Below are 16,472 nucleotides of genomic sequence, written 5' to 3' on the forward strand. Positions count from 1 at the left end.
TCAAAGCGATGCGCTGCTGCGCTACCGCCTCAGATCCGGTAACAACGTTCGGCATTGCCGCGAAACAGCGCGGCTTTCTCGGCCTCGCTCGCGTCCGCGACGATTGCCGCATACGCGCGCCACAAATCCGTGTACGTGCCGAACAGGCGATCGACCGGAAAGTTCGACGCGAACATCGCGCGCTCGACGCCGAACGCATCGATCGTTTCGAGCACGTAGGGCCGCAGGCTTTCGACGCTCCAGCGATGATCGAACATCGCGAGACCGCTGATCTTCACCGCGACGTTCGCGCAGGCCGCGAGCGTGCGCATCCCGTCGCGCCACGCGCGATACCCGGCAACGCTATTGCGGTCGACGAACATGCCCGCATGATTGACGATGAAAAGCGTGTCCGCATGCGCGCGCGCGAGCGCGGCCGCCTCCTCCATCTGCGACGGATACAGCTGCAGATCGAACGACAGGTCGTGCCGACGCAGCAACGCGAAATGCTCGCGCCATTGCGGTTCGCGCATGAAATGCCGGCCGACGTAATCGTAGAGTTTGCTGTCGTGGACGTTGAGGATCTGGCGGATGCCGCGCGTATTCGCGAACGACGCGTGCGCTTCGAGCAGCGCCGGCGCATTGGCCGCCGACAGGTCCACCGCCGCGACGATCGCGTTCGGCATGCCGCGCGAGCCGTCGCCATCGGCGATCGATTGCAACCAGCGGGTTTCCTCGACCGGATCGGCGGGATCGTGATTCGCCTCGACGTGCACGAGTTTCAGCACGTCGATGTCGCCGGCTTCGCCGAGCAGATCGTCGAGCAGGTAGTTATGTTTCAGATCGCGCGCGTCGCCGACGAACGACACGCCCGGGTTTTCCAGCCACGGATAACGATGGGTGTTCAGATCCCACAGATGGATATGCGAATCGACAACCTGCATTCGGCACCTTCGTCGGATGAAAAGCGTTGCGAGGTTTGGACGTGGGCATCAACCCGATCAACCTGGCGAACCCAGATGAAACACCGGGTCGAGCGGCTGCGAGAGCGGCGTATGGTCCGGCGCGGTCTGCATGATGTCGGCCATGTAATCCCACCATTTGCGCATCACGTCGAGTTGCGGCAACTGGTCCATCGTGTGATCGCTGCTGCGCGCGAGTACCGCGAACAGATGGTGCGTGTCCGGATCGAAGAAAATCCGGTAGTCGCGCACGCCCGCGTGATGCAATGCGTCAACGAGTTCGGGCCAGATCTGCGCATGACGCCGCTCGTATTCCTCGCGCATGCCGGGGTTGAGCACCATCCGGAAAGCGATTGTCTCCATTGCGGCCTGTCTCCGATCCGATGCAACGGGTTGCCGTAGTATTGCGGCGCCTCGTCGGGGAGGCGTCTGGAACGACTATAATTCCTGCGTCGATAGCATCTCAATCCGTTGTTGGGATTGGGCGATCCACAAACCGAATCGCATTGGCACTCTCACCCCGCATTCGCACCTGGCACCATGAGCCAATATTCCGCCGCCGTCGCCCTCGTCAATCGGCTCAAATTCAAGCACCTCGCGCTACTCGTCGCGCTCGACGACACCCGCAATCTTCATCAGGCCGCCGAGGCCGTCAACGTCGCGCAACCGAGCGCGAGCCGCATGCTCGGCGACATCGAGGAAGCGTTCGGCTTCCTGCTATTCGAGCGCAACGCGCGCGGCATGACACCCACACCGCTCGGCGTCGTCACGCTCGCTTACGCGCGCCGCGCGCTCGCCGAACTGACGCGCTTCGCCGAAGACCTCGAGGTCAAACGGCGCGGCGGTCATGGCCAGTTGACCGTCGGCGCGATCATGGGCGCCGCGCCCGATCTGCTGGCAATGTCGGTCGCGACGCTCAAGACCGAAAGCCCGCTGCTCAACGTGCGCATCCTCGGCGAAACCAGCGACCAGGTCGTGCAATTGCTGCATCGCCGCGAGATCGATCTCGCGCTCGGGCGCCTGACCAATCCGCTGCAACACAACGACTTCAGCTTCGAGCCGCTCGCGCGCGAAACACTGCTGCTGGTCGTGCGCGCCGTGCATCCGCTCGCGCGGCGCGCGCGGATCACACTGCGCGAACTGGTCGATTGGCCGTGGGTCGCGCAACCGGTCACCAGTCCGGCGCGCGTGCTGTTCGAGGAAGAACTTGCCCGCGCGGGACTCGCGACGCCGGTCAATCTGACCGAATGCGCGTCGATCTTCGCGACGCTGCAATTGCTCGAAAACTACGATGCGGTGGCGATGCTGCCGGAGTCGGTCGTGCGCGATCATCTGCGCGGCGGACTGCTCGTCGCGTTGCCGCTCGAAATCGGCAAGAGCCTCGCGGGCTTCGGCATCCTCACGCGCAAGGAAGAGCCGCTCGCCGAACCGGCACTGCGTTTCATCGAACTGCTGCGCGGCTTCTCGCGCAATCTCGGCCGCGATACTGCACTCGACACCACGGTCGACTCTTCCCATCCAACCGATACGCTGGGCACGCCTGCCGCGATCAGTTAAGCCGAGCATCGCGCGGCATCCTTGATGCCCGCGCCGCTTATTGCAGATTCACGAACAGCCCACCGTCGACCAGCAACGCCGCACCCGTCACGTAGCGCGCAAGATCGGACGCCAGAAACACCACGCAATCGGCGACGTCCTCCGGACGACCGAGCCGGCCGAGCGGAATGCGCTTCTCGAAGTAGGCTTTCTTTTCCGCGTCGGCGAGATCTTCGGCATTGAGGTCGGTCGCGATCGTGCCCGGCATCACCGAATTGCAGCGGATGCCGAACGGCCCCAATGCAATCGCACACGATTGCATCAGCGAATGCACACCGGCCTTGGTCGGCGTGTAATGCGTTTGCATGCCGCCGCCCACCAACGCGCTGATCGAACTCGTCGCGACAATCGCACCGCCACTGCCCTGCTGTTTCATCTGCTGCGCGGCGGCTTGAGTGACATAGAACGCGCCGTTCAGATTCACCGCGACGGTCGCTTCGAGCACATCGGGTGGCATGTCGAGAAACGCGTGAAACGGACAGATGCCGGCATTGCTCGCGAGCACGTCGAGCTTGCCGAACGCGTCGACGGTGCGGCGCACCAGTTGCTGGCCTGTGTCGCGCGCGGCGACGTTGCCTTCCACCGCGATCACGCGCCGCCCGAGCGCTTCGATTTCGCCGACTACTTCCTCCACCGCCGAGCGGCGTCCATAGGATGCGTCGTTATCGCCCCAGTAGTTGATCGCCACGTCCGCGCCCTCGCGCGCGCACGCAACCGCGATCGCACGGCCGATGCCGCGCGAACCGCCGGTGACGATCACGACCTTGTCCTTGAGCAGCACGTCAGTCTCCTTTGTGTCGGTTCCCGTTACGCCAGCGCGTCCCGCATCTCCTCTCTGCCGGACACGGGCGACGCGTTCAATGCTGATACGGCCGCACCAGCGAGCATTCCGGATTGAGCCGCACGCCGAAGCCCGGCGTCTCCGGCACCTTCATCCGTCCATTGACGGGCACCGGTTCGTCGAGCAGCAACGGGTTGAACATCGGTACGACCTGATCGGCATTCGGCGCCATCATCAGGAATTCGGAGAACGGCGAATTGTGGCGCGTGACGACGAAGTGATAGCTGTACACCGACGAACCGTGCGGCACCACCATCACATTGTGCGCATCGGCGAGCGCCGAAATCTTGATCAGCTCGGTGATGCCGCCGCACCAGCCGACGTCCGGCTGGATCAGATCGCAGCACTGCATTTCCAGCAGCATCCTGAAGCCCCAGCGCGTCGCCTCGTGCTCGCCGGTCGACACCATCATGCCGCGCGGCACGTTGCGGCGCAGTTCGGCGTAACCCCAGTAATCGTCGGGCGGCAAACACTCTTCAATCCACTTCAGGCCGGATTCGTGCGCGCCATGCGCGAGCCGCGTCGCGTAACGCACGTCGAGGCTCATCCAGCAGTCGTACATCAGCCAGAAGTCCTTGCCGACACGCGACCGCATGTCGGCAAGCTTGTCGAGGTTCTGCCTGAGACCCGCTTCGCCTTCCGCGGGACCATGCTGCAACGGCAGCTTGCCGCCGATAAAGCCCATCTGCTTCGCCAGATCGGGCCGCGCGCCGGTGGCATAAAACTCCAGCTCGTCGCGCACCGGTCCGCCCAATAGTTGATACACGGGCTCCTTGCGCACCTTCGCGAGCAGATCCCACAGCGCGAGATCGACGCCGGAAATCGTATTGAGCACGATGCCTTTTCGCCCGTAATACAGCGTCGCGAAGTACATCTGGTCCCACATCTTCTCGATGTCGGTCACCAGTTGCCCTTCGAGAAAACGCGCCAGATGTTTCTCGACGATGAACGCACCGATCTCGCCGCCGGTCGTCACCGCAAAGCCAACGGTGCCGTCGCTCGCCTCGATCTCGACGACCAGCGTGCCGAGCACGTTGATGCCGAACGACTGGCGGCTCTGGCGATACTCGGGATAACGCGCCATCGGCGTGGCGATGTGATCGTCGATCCAGTGTCCGCCGGCCTGGTCGTGATAGTCCGCACCACCGCCGCGAACGATGAAGGCACGCACGTGCCGGATGGTAGGCATGGCCATGAAAGGGCTCCGTGAGGGATGCGTGAAGAATGCGTCGGAGCAGCGTCCGACGCTGCAATGCACGCGCAATGCGAGTATGGCGCGCGCTCAGTAGGTCGCGCGGCCGCCGGACAGGTCGAACACCGAAGCGGTGCTGAATGCGCAATCTTCGGAACACAGCCACAGGATCAGCGAGGCCGCTTCTTCCGGCAGCAGGAAACGATTCATCGGAATCTTCGACAGCATGTAGTCGATGTGCTGCTGCGACATCGAATCGAAGATTTCGGTTTTGGCCGCGGCCGGCGTGACCGCGTTGACGAGAATGTTTTTCGTCGCGAGTTCCTTGCCGAGCGATTTGGTCAGCCCGATCAAACCCGCTTTCGATGCACTGTAGTGCGAAGCATTCGGATTGCCCTCCTTGCCCGCCACCGACGCGATATTGACGATGCGCCCATAACCTTGTTTGAGCATCTGCGGCACCACCGCACGACAGGTCAGATACGGGCCGATCAGGTTCACGTCGATCACGCGGCGCCACAGATCGGGGTCCAGTTCCCACGTGGTGCCGTTGCCGCCGGTGATGCCCGCGCAGTTGATCAGCGCGTCGATCGAGCCGTGCTCCGCGACGGTTTGCGCGGCCGCCTGCGCGACCGCGGCTTCGTCGGTCAATTCGACGGTGACGGCGCTGACCTTGCCGAGTTCGGCCAGTTCGCGCTGGCTGCGCGCGAGGCGTTCGCTATCGACGTCCCACAGCGCGACCGACGCGCCCGAGCGCAACGCCCGCTGTGCGACCGCGTAGCCGATACCGCGCGCGCCGCCGGTGATGACGACCGCGCGCCCCTCCAGATCGATCCGATTCATTGCTGTGCTCCTGTGGGCGGCCCGTGCGGCGCGCCCTCGAGTTGTCGTGTATCGCTGCTGTCCGTATTCGACGGTTCAATCAAATATACGGGCGACGCGATGCGCCAACAATTCGACTATTGAAGAGAGTGATAGCAAAAGTGGATCGAGGGGTTCGGCGTCGTTTTCCGCGAGCGTTACTCGTCGGCGGAAACGAACAGCATCGAGATATAAAGAATGGTCGACACGACGATGATGCCCACGCCGATCATGACCTTGGTGCGGTCGAAGTAAAGACCGCCATTGATCACCACGCCGATGCCGGCGACCGCCGACAACGTACCGAACGCCGCGAGGCCGACGTGGATCTTGCTGCGAATCAGCTTCCTGCGCTCCGCCTGGTCAGTGGATTGCGCTTGCTTCGGTTCCATTTCCGGCTCCTTCGCGAGTGGCGCGCCGACCGCGCGGACAGTGTGGCGGCGCATGGCGTCGTTCAGCCCGATGTGCCGGACGACGCCATACGTCCCGATACGCTTCAGCGTACTTTATTTAACATCCCTTAACGAATCCGTCCGAGCCGGTTACTTGGCCTGTGCGTCGTCGCGCGACACCGAAGCCGCCGCGGCCGAGACGAATACCGCGCGTACCGAATCGCCGACCTTCAGTTGATCCAGCGCGATTTCCGGCGACACGTCCAGCGTTTCCGTACGCGTCGGGCCGCGCAGCGTGATCGTGCGATTCTTGCGATCGATATTGCGCACCGTCGCCACCACTTCGACGCGCCGCGCCGATGCCACGACGCCGTTGGCGGCCGGCTGCGTGACCTGGGTGTCGAGCCGCTTGCGGATGCCATGCGCGGCGAGTTTGTCGACGCCGATCAGCGCGGCCTTCTTGTACGCGATCGTCACGAGATCGCCGATATGCAGCTTGCTCACGTCCGCGGCCTGCGGATTCACGTCGAACGTTTCCGTGCCGCCTTCCGGGCCGAGCAGCGTCACGCTGTTCGTGGTCGGATCGATCGCCACGACGCGCGCCTGCACATGCAGCAACGCGGCCGCGCCGACCGCCTGCGGCTCCGACATGGCCGCGCCTTGCTGCGCGAGCGCGGGCCCTGCTGTCACGGCAACCAGCGCGAGCGCCATCGTAATGGCCTTCATGCGCGCGAACCCCGAACCCGATGTATTGCAAGCCATGACATTCTCCTTTTGATTACGTCGTTGGTACGGCAAATCCCTGCCTGTCGCGCCGTCATTAAAAATGCGGGCGAACGGCGAATCGCTTTTATCGAATTCGAATAGTCACAATGAAAAAATCGTGAAAAGCCCGGCCCTTCGGCTTCAATACGACCGATAAGCGGACTTCTGGCGGATGATGACGCATGCGGAACCGCGCTGCCTGGCGCGCCTGCTTTTCGCAGGCATCAGCGGGTGGGTGGACGGCCAGTCATAACAGCTTCCTCGCAAGGATAGGGATTACCGCATGGCCCATTTAAGCCGGCCCGGAAATTGACACGTTATGACTATCTGAACTGTGTGGGGATGCTAACAAACGCGTAAAAGAATGGCAAGGCAACGCCCGACGCGCGTCATTCGGTCGTCATTGCGCCGTTATTCGCCAATTGACAGACTTCGTCGTTGTAAAACGCCCGCGGTTTTACGATTGGCCCGGCATCGAATAACGCGTATCGAGCGAAGACTACGGCGGGCATCGCCATGCGTCGCTATGCCTCGTTTTGCCTGCTGCGCTTTGGCGTTTCATCCACACGCGCCTCCACTTCGCCCCGCTCCCCGAGATTGTCACGGCCGGACTCGCCCGCCGCGAGCCGCAGATACGCGGCCGCGAGACGCCGCAAATCGTCTTCGGAGGCGTCTTCGATACCGATCAGCGAATTGTTCGCATGACGATGCGACGCCAGCAATTCGTTGAGCTTCAGATGCACCGCGACGCTGTCCTTGTTCTGACTCTGCTGGATCATGAACACCATCAGGAACGTGATGATCGTGGTGCCCGTATTGATGACCAGCTGCCAGCCGTCGGAGAAATGAAACAGCGGCCCGGAAACCGCCCAGACGAACACCGTGATCACCGCGATGCCAAACGCCACCGGCGAACCGGCGAGCCGTGTCACCGAGCTGGCGAACGAGTCGAATGCGCGCGTTACCGGATGCCGGGCCGCATAGGCGGGGCTCGACGTATCCGGCACGGTATCGAGGCTGTTCGCGGACGAATCTGACGGTGCGTCGTTGCGCATGGCGGTCTCCATCGGCCTGGCTTCGTCTCGCAGGCGAGCACATTGCGTGCCGAGGTGCATGAGTGCACCGCGCCGGTCCACGGAACCCGTTTGACGGGCAACCTGAAGCAATGCAATTGATGCAGTCCGGGTGCATTAAAAATTGCGACGTCGATTTCGAATTTCCGGGAACGCCGTGTGAATCGTCATTGCGAACGATAAGCGAAAACCCCTAATGGTTCACACGGTGCGCTAGCACGCATTTCGCATCGGCAAATACAAAAAATTGTCGTCAATCACCCGGATACTTCGAATACCGCTTTATTCGCCGCACGCAACTGCCGTAAAGCCAGGTGAAGGTAGCTGGAAGCGCGCGCAACCTGCCCTGCCAATCAGGCACAGGGTTTGCTGAAGCCCGCGTCAGCTTTGAGCGCAAATTCATTCGTTATTAAAGGATCCACCTATGATTACCGCCCGTCCCTGCACCGCCGCCTGTGTGATCGACGGCCGCCTCGTCACGCTGACTTTTTATCCGGACAACGGCGCCTTGCGCATTGCCGATCCGTCCGGCGTGTGTCTGAGAGAGACGCGCTGGCACGGCTCGTGGCGCGCGTTGCTCGATGAATTCCGCGGCTATTACGAAGCAGCCGAAGCCAATGAAACCACTCGCGGCGTCGACGCTCTGGTCGCACGGCTCGGCGAGCCCGCCGGCCATGCGCCTCGCGAACTGGCGCTCGCGTGAAAAGAGAAGAATGGCGAAATGCGCGGCGCGATCGTTGCACCCGGTGCAATCCGGTGTAACGACGCGCCGCGCCCGCTCATGAAACGGTCATTGACCGAAATACACCTTGCATTGGGTGCCGACCGCGCATGACTGGCCGCGTTTGCCGCCCGCCTCCGACTGTCCCGCGGCCACCCCGCCATACGATGCATTTTGCACCGCCTGTTCGCGCGGCTGCCAGGACTGACCGAACGACACGTCGGTCGTAGCCTGCGCCGATTCGTTCGCATTCATTTGCATCATCGCGCGGCCAGACGTGCCGGCATCCGGCTGGCTGCCCACCTCCGCGGCACTGGCCGTTCTCGGCGCGAGAAGCAGCACGGCGCAAGCGGCAATCGTCAATACACGTACTTTCATTTCCGGACTCCTCGAATCCGGCGCAGCAGTTTTCGTCCTCCAGAACAATTGATCCGCGAAGAGCCAAATCCAGATTGCCCTTGGGAGCGGGGAACGGGTCGATGCCAATGCGCCACTGCCGCGACGGGTCATCGAACTAAACGGATAAAGAATTGTTCACGCTCGCCACGGGAACTCAGCGGGCGCGCGCGATCAATCGTCTGCATTGCGCAGCTCTTTTCGTAGTTCTTTTATAGTTCGCCTACCCGGGAATTCAATCCGAAGCTTCCAAAGGGTGTGGTCAAATGCCCACACCGTTCGATAAACCGCATTCGTGGGCAAAATCAGCATGAACAAAACGTGCTTTGCGCGCGCATTGCGTTATGATGTCGCTATAACGCACAAGAAGCGGCGCCCGCACACCGGTGAAAGGCCGGTGCAAGACGGAAAGCGTGGAGAAAGTCCAGCCATTCGCATTCATTGAATCGAGACACATTTTCCCAGTGAACGTCAGGTCTACCGACCTCGTTCGCCGCGCCGTGACATGCTGAAATATTTGCAGATTGAGACACTCAGTTTGATGGTCGGATTTTCAGGCGGCCGCCGTTGACGCAGGCCGAATTGCAATTCAGGGAGCAACGTTTTTTAACGCGGCTCGTGGCATTCCCTTCACTCGACAACCCCATCGCGGGCCGGCCCTATCCAGTTGGGCTCGATGCTTCGCAGCTTTTTTCTGCAATATGTCATTGACAGAAGCAGCACGTTTTAGAAGGACGAATATCTTATGGACGAACGGAAGCGAGATAGCATGATTGCGTATCTCCGCCATCGTATGGAAGAGTTTGGCATCAAACCAGAAGACCTTGCCGCTGCGCTCGCATCCGAGTCGCTGGCCAAAAAGGCCGAACGCTATCGCAGTGCAACTGGAGACAGTTGGGACGGCAATGGTGAAATGCCGCAATGGCTAAAACAGGCCATTAGCGCAGGCCAGACCATCGAGCATTTCGAATTGGCGGAAAAAACGGTGCCCGTTCCGCAACCGAAAAAGCAGATCGACTGGTCGAACGATCCGTTCGCCGGCACGCGGCTTGCGCGTCCGGACAGCCGCTAGGTGCAGGCCGCCGCGTCCGACGGCGCCGACGCCACGGCAGCGGCATCAAAATGAGCCGGCGTGGCGCGCACCGGTTTTGTGCCGCCACCTGCCACACTCATCACGTTTGCCGCATTAACAGCGTGAATGGCACTGATGGAATTCACCGCATCGATGGTATTCGCCGCCTCGCCCGCATGAGCGGAATTCGCGGCATGCGCCCCATATTGCGGTAGCTCGATAAACGCGCTGACCTGCCGCACGATTTGCCAGAACGTCTTGTCGAATAGACGCGCCAGTTCGTCTGCACCCATATGAGTGCCCACGAGCGGATCGGCAATCGTCCAATCCAGAAACAGCGGCTCGCCCGGAAATGCAGGCGCATACAGTGCACCGGCGAATTCGTCGAGCGCGATTACGACGTCCATGCGTGGCGCCCATTCGCCGGTGAATTCGAGCCAGCTTTTCGGGCTCAATATGGCGCGCCGGGAAATGCCGGGCTGCAATTGAGCGAGTGCCAATGGGTGAATTCGCGCGGCCGGTTCAGAACCTGCGCTGAAAGCGTCGAACCGGTGTCCCGCCAGTTCGCGCAGCAAGGCTTCGGCCATGATGCTGCGGATTGAATTGTCGCGGCAAAGAAACAGTACCTTATATTTTCTGGTCACACTTTCCCCGTACCGATGTTTTTATCTGGTCTCTGGCCGGCATTCTGCCGAGCCAGTCTTGCGCCCCCGTGACATTACGGCGTCTTTATTATTTGCGCCACGGGATTCGCACCAGGCATCTCGATTCACGGGCACAAGGTACAGCACACTGCGAACGACACGCAGTGTACCAGTGCCGGGCCGTGTCTTTCATTAGGCTGTCAATATTTGATCGATCACACGACACCGCCGACACCGCCGTCGCCCTGTCGCGCCGGCACGATGCGATTGGACGCATCGCTGCCGGTCGCTGCGGGCAGCGGCTCGGCAGGCGTCATCTCGAACGAGGTCGCCGCGGGCGGCGTCTGGATCGACTGCACGCCTTTGGCAATTGCGGGCGCCGCGACGTAAGGGATAAACGCCGCGATCGCGACTACAGCGATATAGGTGAGGAACATGGCCGTCGTACCTCTAACGAAGAACTGCGGTGAAGAACTGCGGGACGGATTATGTGGAGGTCGGGAAAAGCCGAGGGATTTGCGAAAGCAGACTGCCAACCGACGAGCGGGACGAGCGCGGACACCACGCCGCCGCGCGCTTCACGCCCGCGTTCGAATGGCGCGGAGTGATGAATGTGCTATTGATTTTAGGAGCGCCGCAACGTCCGCTAAAGGCCGGACTCCCGACCAAATCGGTCGACGTCTATCGTCTGGCGGACAGGCGGGTATTCGTCACACGCATCTAGCAGGCACCACACGCGCGCGACAAAACAACGGACCGCTAACGACGCGCTACGTCAGAACTTCAGGCTGTTCAGAAACTGTAGCCAGAGGCTGTTGAGCGCGTTCGCCGGATGCATGTCGCTCGCGGATTCGTCGCGTTTTGCGTGATGCGTGTGCTGCGGATGCGAAGCCTCGGAGTGAGCGCGTTGGTCAGCTGAATGAGTCGACGAATGAGCCGCATGCTTCGACTCGGTAGCGGTTTTCTCCGCTGTCTCGACCGTTTCCTCTCCGGCGGCCTCTTCCGCTTTTGCGTTTTTCGCTGCCTTGCGCGCGTGTTGCGCTTTTTTTGCGGCCTCGGCTTCTTCGCGGCGAGCCGCCTGCAATGCCGCAACGCTATCCGCAATCTGCGCCGCGCGCCGCGGTTCGCATTGACGTCCGAGCAGCACGCCGAACAATACGTCGCGATTGTGACCTTCGTCGGCAAAGCGGATCGCGATCGACACCATCTCCGCGTACGCCGCTTCATCGACCGCGCGCGCCGCCGCCTCACGCTTCGAGCGGGCACGCTGCCCACGCGACAGTTGCGCTTCCCACGCGCTCATCTGCTCGGCGTAGACCGTGTCGTAGACCTTGCGTTGCTCAGCATCGGAGAGGATCGCGTACGCGTCCTTGATTTCCTGGAACGCGGCGCGCGCCACGTCTTCGGCGCCGTGGTTGCGGTCGGGATGCCACTTCATCGCGGCTTTCCGGTAGGCCCGCTTGATTTCTTCGTCGGTGGCGTGCGCGGGCACGCCGAGCGTGTCATACAGGGTTGCCATGCTGGGCTCGATTTTGCGGGGAATCCATGCGGGCATCGTAGCATGCAAAAAGCGGCTTCCTTGTGAAGCGGCCAGCGGAACGCCCGCATGCCCCGGCATCGCCGTGAAGCAATCGCGACGAACGCACGACGAAAGCGTGACGCAAGGCTCGCGCGACAGCGGCACAAGCACAGCAAAAAAAGCCTCGCCACTTGCGCGGCGAGGCCGAGTCCCATGTCAAAGGAGATGTCATGGAGGAGACGAACCCATCATAACGTCGGACTCACTCGCACCCAACCAACGGTTCGCCATATGCTTATCGACCGCCCGTTCACGTGTATTGCAGCGACCGCGCAGTTATATCGTTAGAACAAAAAGTCGCTTAGCCGCGCGGCGAGCGGTCATTAAGATGACACTTCAAGGTCCGGCTCGCCCAGCGCGGTCCACGCGCCGATCCATGCGCCGTTTCACCGGCGCTCCGCGCGAGCCGCAAAACAAGCCGCAAATCGAAGGAGCATTTCGTTGAGCAGATCCGATCATTCCCGCCGACCGCTCGTGGTCGGCATTGGCGGCACGACGCGCGCGGCCTCGTCGACCGAACGCGCGCTCGCTTTTGCGTTGCGCGGCGCCGAAGCCGCCGGCGCGCGCACCCTTCTGTTCGGCGGCAGTTTTCTGCATAGCCTGCCGCACTACGCGCCGGAACAACCGGCACGTACCGACGCCCAGCTCGAACTGATCGAAGCCGTACGTCGCGCGGACGCGGTGATCATCGCGACGCCCGGCTATCACGGAGGCGTATCGGGCCTCGTGAAAAACGCGCTGGATACGCTCGAAGAGTTGCGCGCCGACGAACGCCCGTATCTCGACGGCCGCGCGGTCGGCTGCATCGTCACCGCTTATGGCTGGCAGGCGGCGGGCTCGGTGCTGACGTCGCTGCGTTCGATCGCGCATGCGTTGCGCGGCTGGCCGACGCCGTTCGGCGCCGGCATCAATACGCTGGAAACGCGCTTCGATAGCGCCGACAGTTGCTCCGATCCGAAGGTCATCGAACAACTGGCGACCGTCGGCCGGCAAGCGGCGCAATTCGCGCTGGCGTTTAATACCGGCGCCGATGCCGCGCTCGCCGCCACGCTCGATGCGCAGCACAACCCGATCGCGTCGACACATTCGGCTGCGAGCCATGCGGCCACTCAAAGCGCCGCCGCCGACGCGACCTCCTCGCGTGTGCTACAGGCCGTGTGAACGGCTCTGCTCGAAGCGCCGCGACGCACCGCTGTGCCGCGGCGTCACGACAGCGCCACCACGACCGCGCACCGCCTCGCGCGGCCTGACGCTTCGCGCACACCGTGCGCCACATAACAGACACCGCGCAACAGGCTGCCGGATAGTGTCCGAACACAGCGACTTTGATCCGATCCGGGCCCGCGATTATCACTCCCGCCCCGCGCTGATTTGCTTACCACGAAAGATTGGTTCACCCGCTGCGCAGCGCCCCCTACGCTAGACCCTGCCTGCCGCTTCAGAAACTATCGGCACCGACAGAGCGGCACGGCACGCGCTGGTTTTCCGCACAACGCATGTGGGCACACCGACAAGTCAAGATCATGAACTCACACCTCCGCTACAAGGGCTACGAAGTCGAAGCGGCGACGCAACTGCTGCCCAATGGATTGTTTGCCGCGAACCTGACTATCGAGGAAAGCAACGCGAACACGCGCAAAGCGTATTCGTTCGACGCGCTCGATTACTTCTTCGACGAAGAACATGCGCTCGCCTATGCATCCGACTGGGGACGCATGTGGATCGACAATCGTCAGTGAATCCCCCGCAAGCTCACCCGCGCGCGCATCGGTAGCGATTACGGCACGCGCGGCGTGCACCGGTCAATTCGCCTTCCGCGTCGACGACCCGCTCCGCGCCGCCGCTGTTGAGCCGCGCCCGGCATCCCCTTGCAGACGGTTGTGCCAGAATAGACGAAGCTCTGTATTCGCCCTGTTCACGCGTGACCTGTCCGCCAGCTCAACGGATGCCGCCGAAACGCCCACACCGACTCTTCGCGCCGTGTCCTCGCACCGTCTTCATCCCGCGTGAAGACAGACTGCGGATTCGGGCGTGCATCCTGCCGCCAGGCACGCACCCAACCCTACGGAGACGCCGCTCATGAGCTGGACCGTCGACGCACAACTCGCGCTAAGCGCGACGCAAGCGGTCGAAGCGCTGCAGTCCGGCCGCCTCAAGGCCACCGACTACGTCGCCACGCTGCTCGCGCGCGCCGCCGCGCTCACGCATCTGAACGCGCTCACCACGCTCGACCTCGACGGCGCGCTCGCCGCCGCGCGACGCTTCGACGCGTTGCCCGCGGCCACCAAAGCGCGCCTGCCGCTTGCCGGCCTGCCGATCGTCGTCAAGGACAACATCAACACCGCGGGTTTGCCCACCTCGGCGGGCACGCCCGCGCTCGAAGGCTTCGTGCCGGCGTCCAACGCGCCGTCCGTGCAACGGCTCGTCGATGCAGGCGCGATCGTGCTCGGCAAGGCCAACATGCACGAGCTCGCGTTCGGTATCACCAGCACGAACTTCGCCGCGCATGCGGGACCGGTACGCAATCCGTACGATCCTTCGCTGATCCCGGGCGGCTCGTCCGGCGGCACGGCCGTCGCGATCGCCGCGCGCATCGCCCCCGCCGGACTCGGCACCGACACCGGCGGCTCGACGCGCATTCCCGCCGCGCTGACGGGCACCGCGGGCCTGCGTCCGTCGGTCGGCAACGGCGGCGCCGAGCGGCGCTATCACGACCCCGACGCAGTCGTGCCGATCAGCCATACGCGCGATACCGTCGGCCCGATGGCACGCAACGTCGCCGATCTGGCGCTGCTCGACGGCGTGATCAGCGGCGCCGGCGCGCTGCCCGCGGTCGCGCTCGACGGCCTGCGCATCGGGCTTCCCGCACCGCTATGGGATGGGCTCGAACGACAGGTCGAAGCCGTGGCCCGCGCGGCGTTGCAGACACTCGAAGCGGCGGGCGTCACGTTCGTGCCGGTCGCGATGGACGAACTCGAGCATCTGAACGGAATGGTCGGCGGCCCGATCGCGGTTCACGAAGCGCTCGATGACGTGCGCGCGTGGCTGGTCGCGAATCGGGCGCCGGTGCAAACCGTCGCCGAACTGGCCGCGCGCATTGCCAGTCCTGACGTGCGTGCGATCTACGACGATGTACTCGCCGACGTGCTCGGCCCGCACTACAGCGCGGCGCTCACCCACTGGCGACCACGCCTGCAAAGCTACGTCGCCGCAACCTTCGCGGATGCGCAACTCGACGCGCTGCTGTTTCCGACCACGCGACTCGTCGCGGTGCCGATCGACGATCTGATCGGCTCGTCGACGGTCAAGATCGACGGCGGCCCGCCAATCGATACGATGGAAGCGTTCCTGCGCAATACCGATCCGGCCAGCACCGCCGGCCTTCCGGGGCTTTCGCTGCCGGCCGGCATGAGTCAAAGCGGCTTACCCGTCGGACTCGAACTGGACGGGCCGCCCGGTTCGGACAGGCGACTACTGGCGATCGGCGTCGCGTTCGAACAGGTGCTGGGCGCATTGCCGGCGCCTGTGTTGTGACTCTTCCATTGATACGTTTTCCTGAACATCCCCCCAAGTGACGATGACGACAGCCGCCACCGCCCGTTTTCCCGCTCGCCTCGCAAGCCGCTTCTTCTGTCTGACCGCCGCGTTCGCGGTCGCCCTCACCACAACGTCGTGCGCGCGCCTCGCGAGCGTCGACTCCAACGCGCTGTGGAAGATCGTCGACGTACGTTGCGTGCCGTCGCAGGAGGCCACCGGCACGCCCGGCCAGTGCGAAACCGTCGATCTCGACAAACGCTACGTGATCCTGAAGGATATTCTCGGGCGCTCGCAATATCTGCTGATGCCGACCGACCGCATCACCGGCATCGAAAGTCCGCTGATACTCGCGCCCGACGCGAAGGACTACTGGCGCGACGCGTGGGATTCACGCCATTACGTGCAGCGCGCGGTCAAGCGCGAGCTGCACGACAATCAGCTTGGCCTCGAAATCAACTCCGAATATCGACGCTCGCAAAATCAGCTGCATATCCATATCGACTGCATGCGCCGCGAGATTAGCACCGCGCTCGCGGATCATGCGCAGGATGCGCCTGGCGAATGGCGCTGGACGACACTCGACGGCCGGCGCTACCGGATCATGCGCGTGAGTTCGATCAGCGGCGTCGACAGCCCGTTCCGGATCGTCGCGCGCGACAATCCCAATCCCGCGACGATGTCCACGCAAACGATCCTCGTGACCGCCGCCGGGCCGTCCGCCGAGAAAGACGGCTGGTTGATCGTCAACAGCGGCATCGACGTCGACGGCGGCACCGGCACCGCCGAAGGTCTGCTCGATCACGCGTGCCGCGTCGCCGACGACCATTGAACGTGAGCGGCGCCGCACGCGCTATCCACGATT

General features: G+C 62.9%; 19 protein-coding genes. 7 read left to right on the plus strand and 12 right to left on the minus strand.

Going from position 1 to position 16,472, the window contains the following annotated elements:
• Window positions 1-29 precede the first annotated feature (29 nt).
• Both HHL14_RS19045 and rhaM read right to left on the minus strand, forming a co-directional pair.
• On the minus strand, window positions 30-923 hold the full coding sequence (locus HHL14_RS19045; RefSeq protein WP_169499163.1) for an amidohydrolase family protein: 894 nt from the start codon (window positions 921-923) through the stop codon (window positions 30-32).
• A 57-nt stretch (window positions 924-980) separates the two neighbouring features.
• A complete protein-coding gene (gene rhaM, locus HHL14_RS19050) occupies window positions 981-1,304 on the minus strand; it encodes an L-rhamnose mutarotase (protein WP_169499164.1) in 324 nt (107 codons plus the stop codon).
• A 177-nt stretch (window positions 1,305-1,481) separates the two neighbouring features.
• Here rhaM and HHL14_RS19055 point away from each other — a divergent pair, with 177 nt between their 5' ends.
• Entirely contained in the window at window positions 1,482-2,498 is a 1,017-nt protein-coding gene (locus tag HHL14_RS19055) for a LysR family transcriptional regulator (RefSeq protein ID WP_169499165.1), read from the plus strand.
• A 37-nt stretch (window positions 2,499-2,535) separates the two neighbouring features.
• Here HHL14_RS19055 and HHL14_RS19060 read toward each other — a convergent pair whose 3' ends face one another.
• The 6 genes from HHL14_RS19060 to HHL14_RS19085 all read right to left on the minus strand — a co-directional run bounded on the left by HHL14_RS19060 (window position 2,536) and on the right by HHL14_RS19085 (window position 7,643).
• On the minus strand, window positions 2,536-3,318 hold the full coding sequence (locus HHL14_RS19060) for an SDR family NAD(P)-dependent oxidoreductase (RefSeq protein ID WP_169499166.1): 783 nt from the start codon (window positions 3,316-3,318) through the stop codon (window positions 2,536-2,538).
• A gap of 76 nt (window positions 3,319-3,394) precedes the next feature.
• Complete coding sequence (gene rhmD / locus HHL14_RS19065) at window positions 3,395-4,573, minus strand: L-rhamnonate dehydratase (protein ID WP_169499167.1); 1,179 nt, start codon at window positions 4,571-4,573, stop codon at window positions 3,395-3,397.
• An 87-nt stretch (window positions 4,574-4,660) separates the two neighbouring features.
• Window positions 4,661-5,413, minus strand: a complete 753-nt coding sequence (locus HHL14_RS19070; protein ID WP_169499168.1) for an SDR family NAD(P)-dependent oxidoreductase — start codon at window positions 5,411-5,413, stop codon at window positions 4,661-4,663.
• A 176-nt stretch (window positions 5,414-5,589) separates the two neighbouring features.
• On the minus strand, window positions 5,590-5,823 hold the full coding sequence (locus HHL14_RS19075; protein WP_169499169.1) for a DUF2964 family protein: 234 nt from the start codon (window positions 5,821-5,823) through the stop codon (window positions 5,590-5,592).
• A gap of 150 nt (window positions 5,824-5,973) precedes the next feature.
• A complete protein-coding gene (locus HHL14_RS19080; protein WP_169499170.1) occupies window positions 5,974-6,585 on the minus strand; it encodes a hypothetical protein in 612 nt (203 codons plus the stop codon).
• Between the two features lie 527 nt (window positions 6,586-7,112).
• Window positions 7,113-7,643: a low affinity iron permease family protein gene (locus HHL14_RS19085; RefSeq protein ID WP_169499171.1), complete on the minus strand. Its 531-nt coding sequence runs from the start codon at window positions 7,641-7,643 to the stop codon at window positions 7,113-7,115.
• A gap of 442 nt (window positions 7,644-8,085) precedes the next feature.
• On the opposite strand from HHL14_RS19085, the gene HHL14_RS19090 reads away from it, so the two are divergent.
• Window positions 8,086-8,364, plus strand: a complete 279-nt coding sequence (locus HHL14_RS19090; protein WP_169499172.1) for a hypothetical protein — start codon at window positions 8,086-8,088, stop codon at window positions 8,362-8,364.
• A gap of 87 nt (window positions 8,365-8,451) precedes the next feature.
• On the opposite strand, the gene HHL14_RS19095 is transcribed toward HHL14_RS19090, so the two are convergent.
• Complete coding sequence (locus HHL14_RS19095) at window positions 8,452-8,760, minus strand: hypothetical protein (protein WP_169499173.1); 309 nt, start codon at window positions 8,758-8,760, stop codon at window positions 8,452-8,454.
• 763 nt (window positions 8,761-9,523) lie between these two features.
• Between HHL14_RS19095 and HHL14_RS19100 the strand changes: the two genes are divergently transcribed.
• Window positions 9,524-9,850: an H-NS family nucleoid-associated regulatory protein gene (locus tag HHL14_RS19100; RefSeq protein ID WP_169499174.1), complete on the plus strand. Its 327-nt coding sequence runs from the start codon at window positions 9,524-9,526 to the stop codon at window positions 9,848-9,850.
• Here the strand turns inward: HHL14_RS19100 and HHL14_RS19105 are convergent.
• From HHL14_RS19105 to HHL14_RS19115, 3 genes are all read right to left on the minus strand, one after another.
• The gene (locus tag HHL14_RS19105) at window positions 9,847-10,494 is read right to left on the minus strand and encodes an arsenate reductase/protein-tyrosine-phosphatase family protein (RefSeq protein ID WP_169499175.1); all 648 of its coding nucleotides are present in this window, start codon (window positions 10,492-10,494) and stop codon (window positions 9,847-9,849) included. The genes HHL14_RS19100 and HHL14_RS19105 overlap by 4 nt on opposite strands.
• A gap of 215 nt (window positions 10,495-10,709) precedes the next feature.
• Window positions 10,710-10,931 carry a hypothetical protein gene (locus HHL14_RS19110; protein WP_169499176.1) on the minus strand — a complete coding sequence of 74 codons (222 nt, stop codon included), beginning with the start codon at window positions 10,929-10,931 and terminating at the stop codon, window positions 10,710-10,712.
• Window positions 10,932-11,269: 338 nt separating this feature from the next.
• Complete coding sequence (locus HHL14_RS19115) at window positions 11,270-12,013, minus strand: J domain-containing protein (protein ID WP_206002401.1); 744 nt, start codon at window positions 12,011-12,013, stop codon at window positions 11,270-11,272.
• Between the two features lie 501 nt (window positions 12,014-12,514).
• Between HHL14_RS19115 and HHL14_RS19120 the strand changes: the two genes are divergently transcribed.
• From HHL14_RS19120 to HHL14_RS19135, 4 genes are all read left to right on the plus strand, one after another.
• On the plus strand, window positions 12,515-13,234 hold the full coding sequence (locus HHL14_RS19120; protein WP_169499178.1) for an NADPH-dependent FMN reductase: 720 nt from the start codon (window positions 12,515-12,517) through the stop codon (window positions 13,232-13,234).
• Between the two features lie 362 nt (window positions 13,235-13,596).
• The gene (locus HHL14_RS19125) at window positions 13,597-13,812 is read left to right on the plus strand and encodes a transcriptional regulator (RefSeq protein WP_169499179.1); all 216 of its coding nucleotides are present in this window, start codon (window positions 13,597-13,599) and stop codon (window positions 13,810-13,812) included.
• 340 nt (window positions 13,813-14,152) lie between these two features.
• Window positions 14,153-15,607 (plus strand): indoleacetamide hydrolase, encoded by a 1,455-nt coding sequence (iaaH, locus tag HHL14_RS19130; protein WP_169499180.1) that lies wholly within the window; start codon window positions 14,153-14,155, stop codon window positions 15,605-15,607.
• A 43-nt stretch (window positions 15,608-15,650) separates the two neighbouring features.
• Window positions 15,651-16,439 (plus strand): CDP-diacylglycerol diphosphatase, encoded by a 789-nt coding sequence (locus tag HHL14_RS19135; RefSeq protein ID WP_169499181.1) that lies wholly within the window; start codon window positions 15,651-15,653, stop codon window positions 16,437-16,439.
• The last annotated feature ends 33 nt before the right edge of the window (window positions 16,440-16,472 follow it).

This window comes from Paraburkholderia antibiotica (genome assembly GCF_012927125.1).
Taxonomy (GTDB): domain Bacteria; phylum Pseudomonadota; class Gammaproteobacteria; order Burkholderiales; family Burkholderiaceae; genus Paraburkholderia; species Paraburkholderia antibiotica.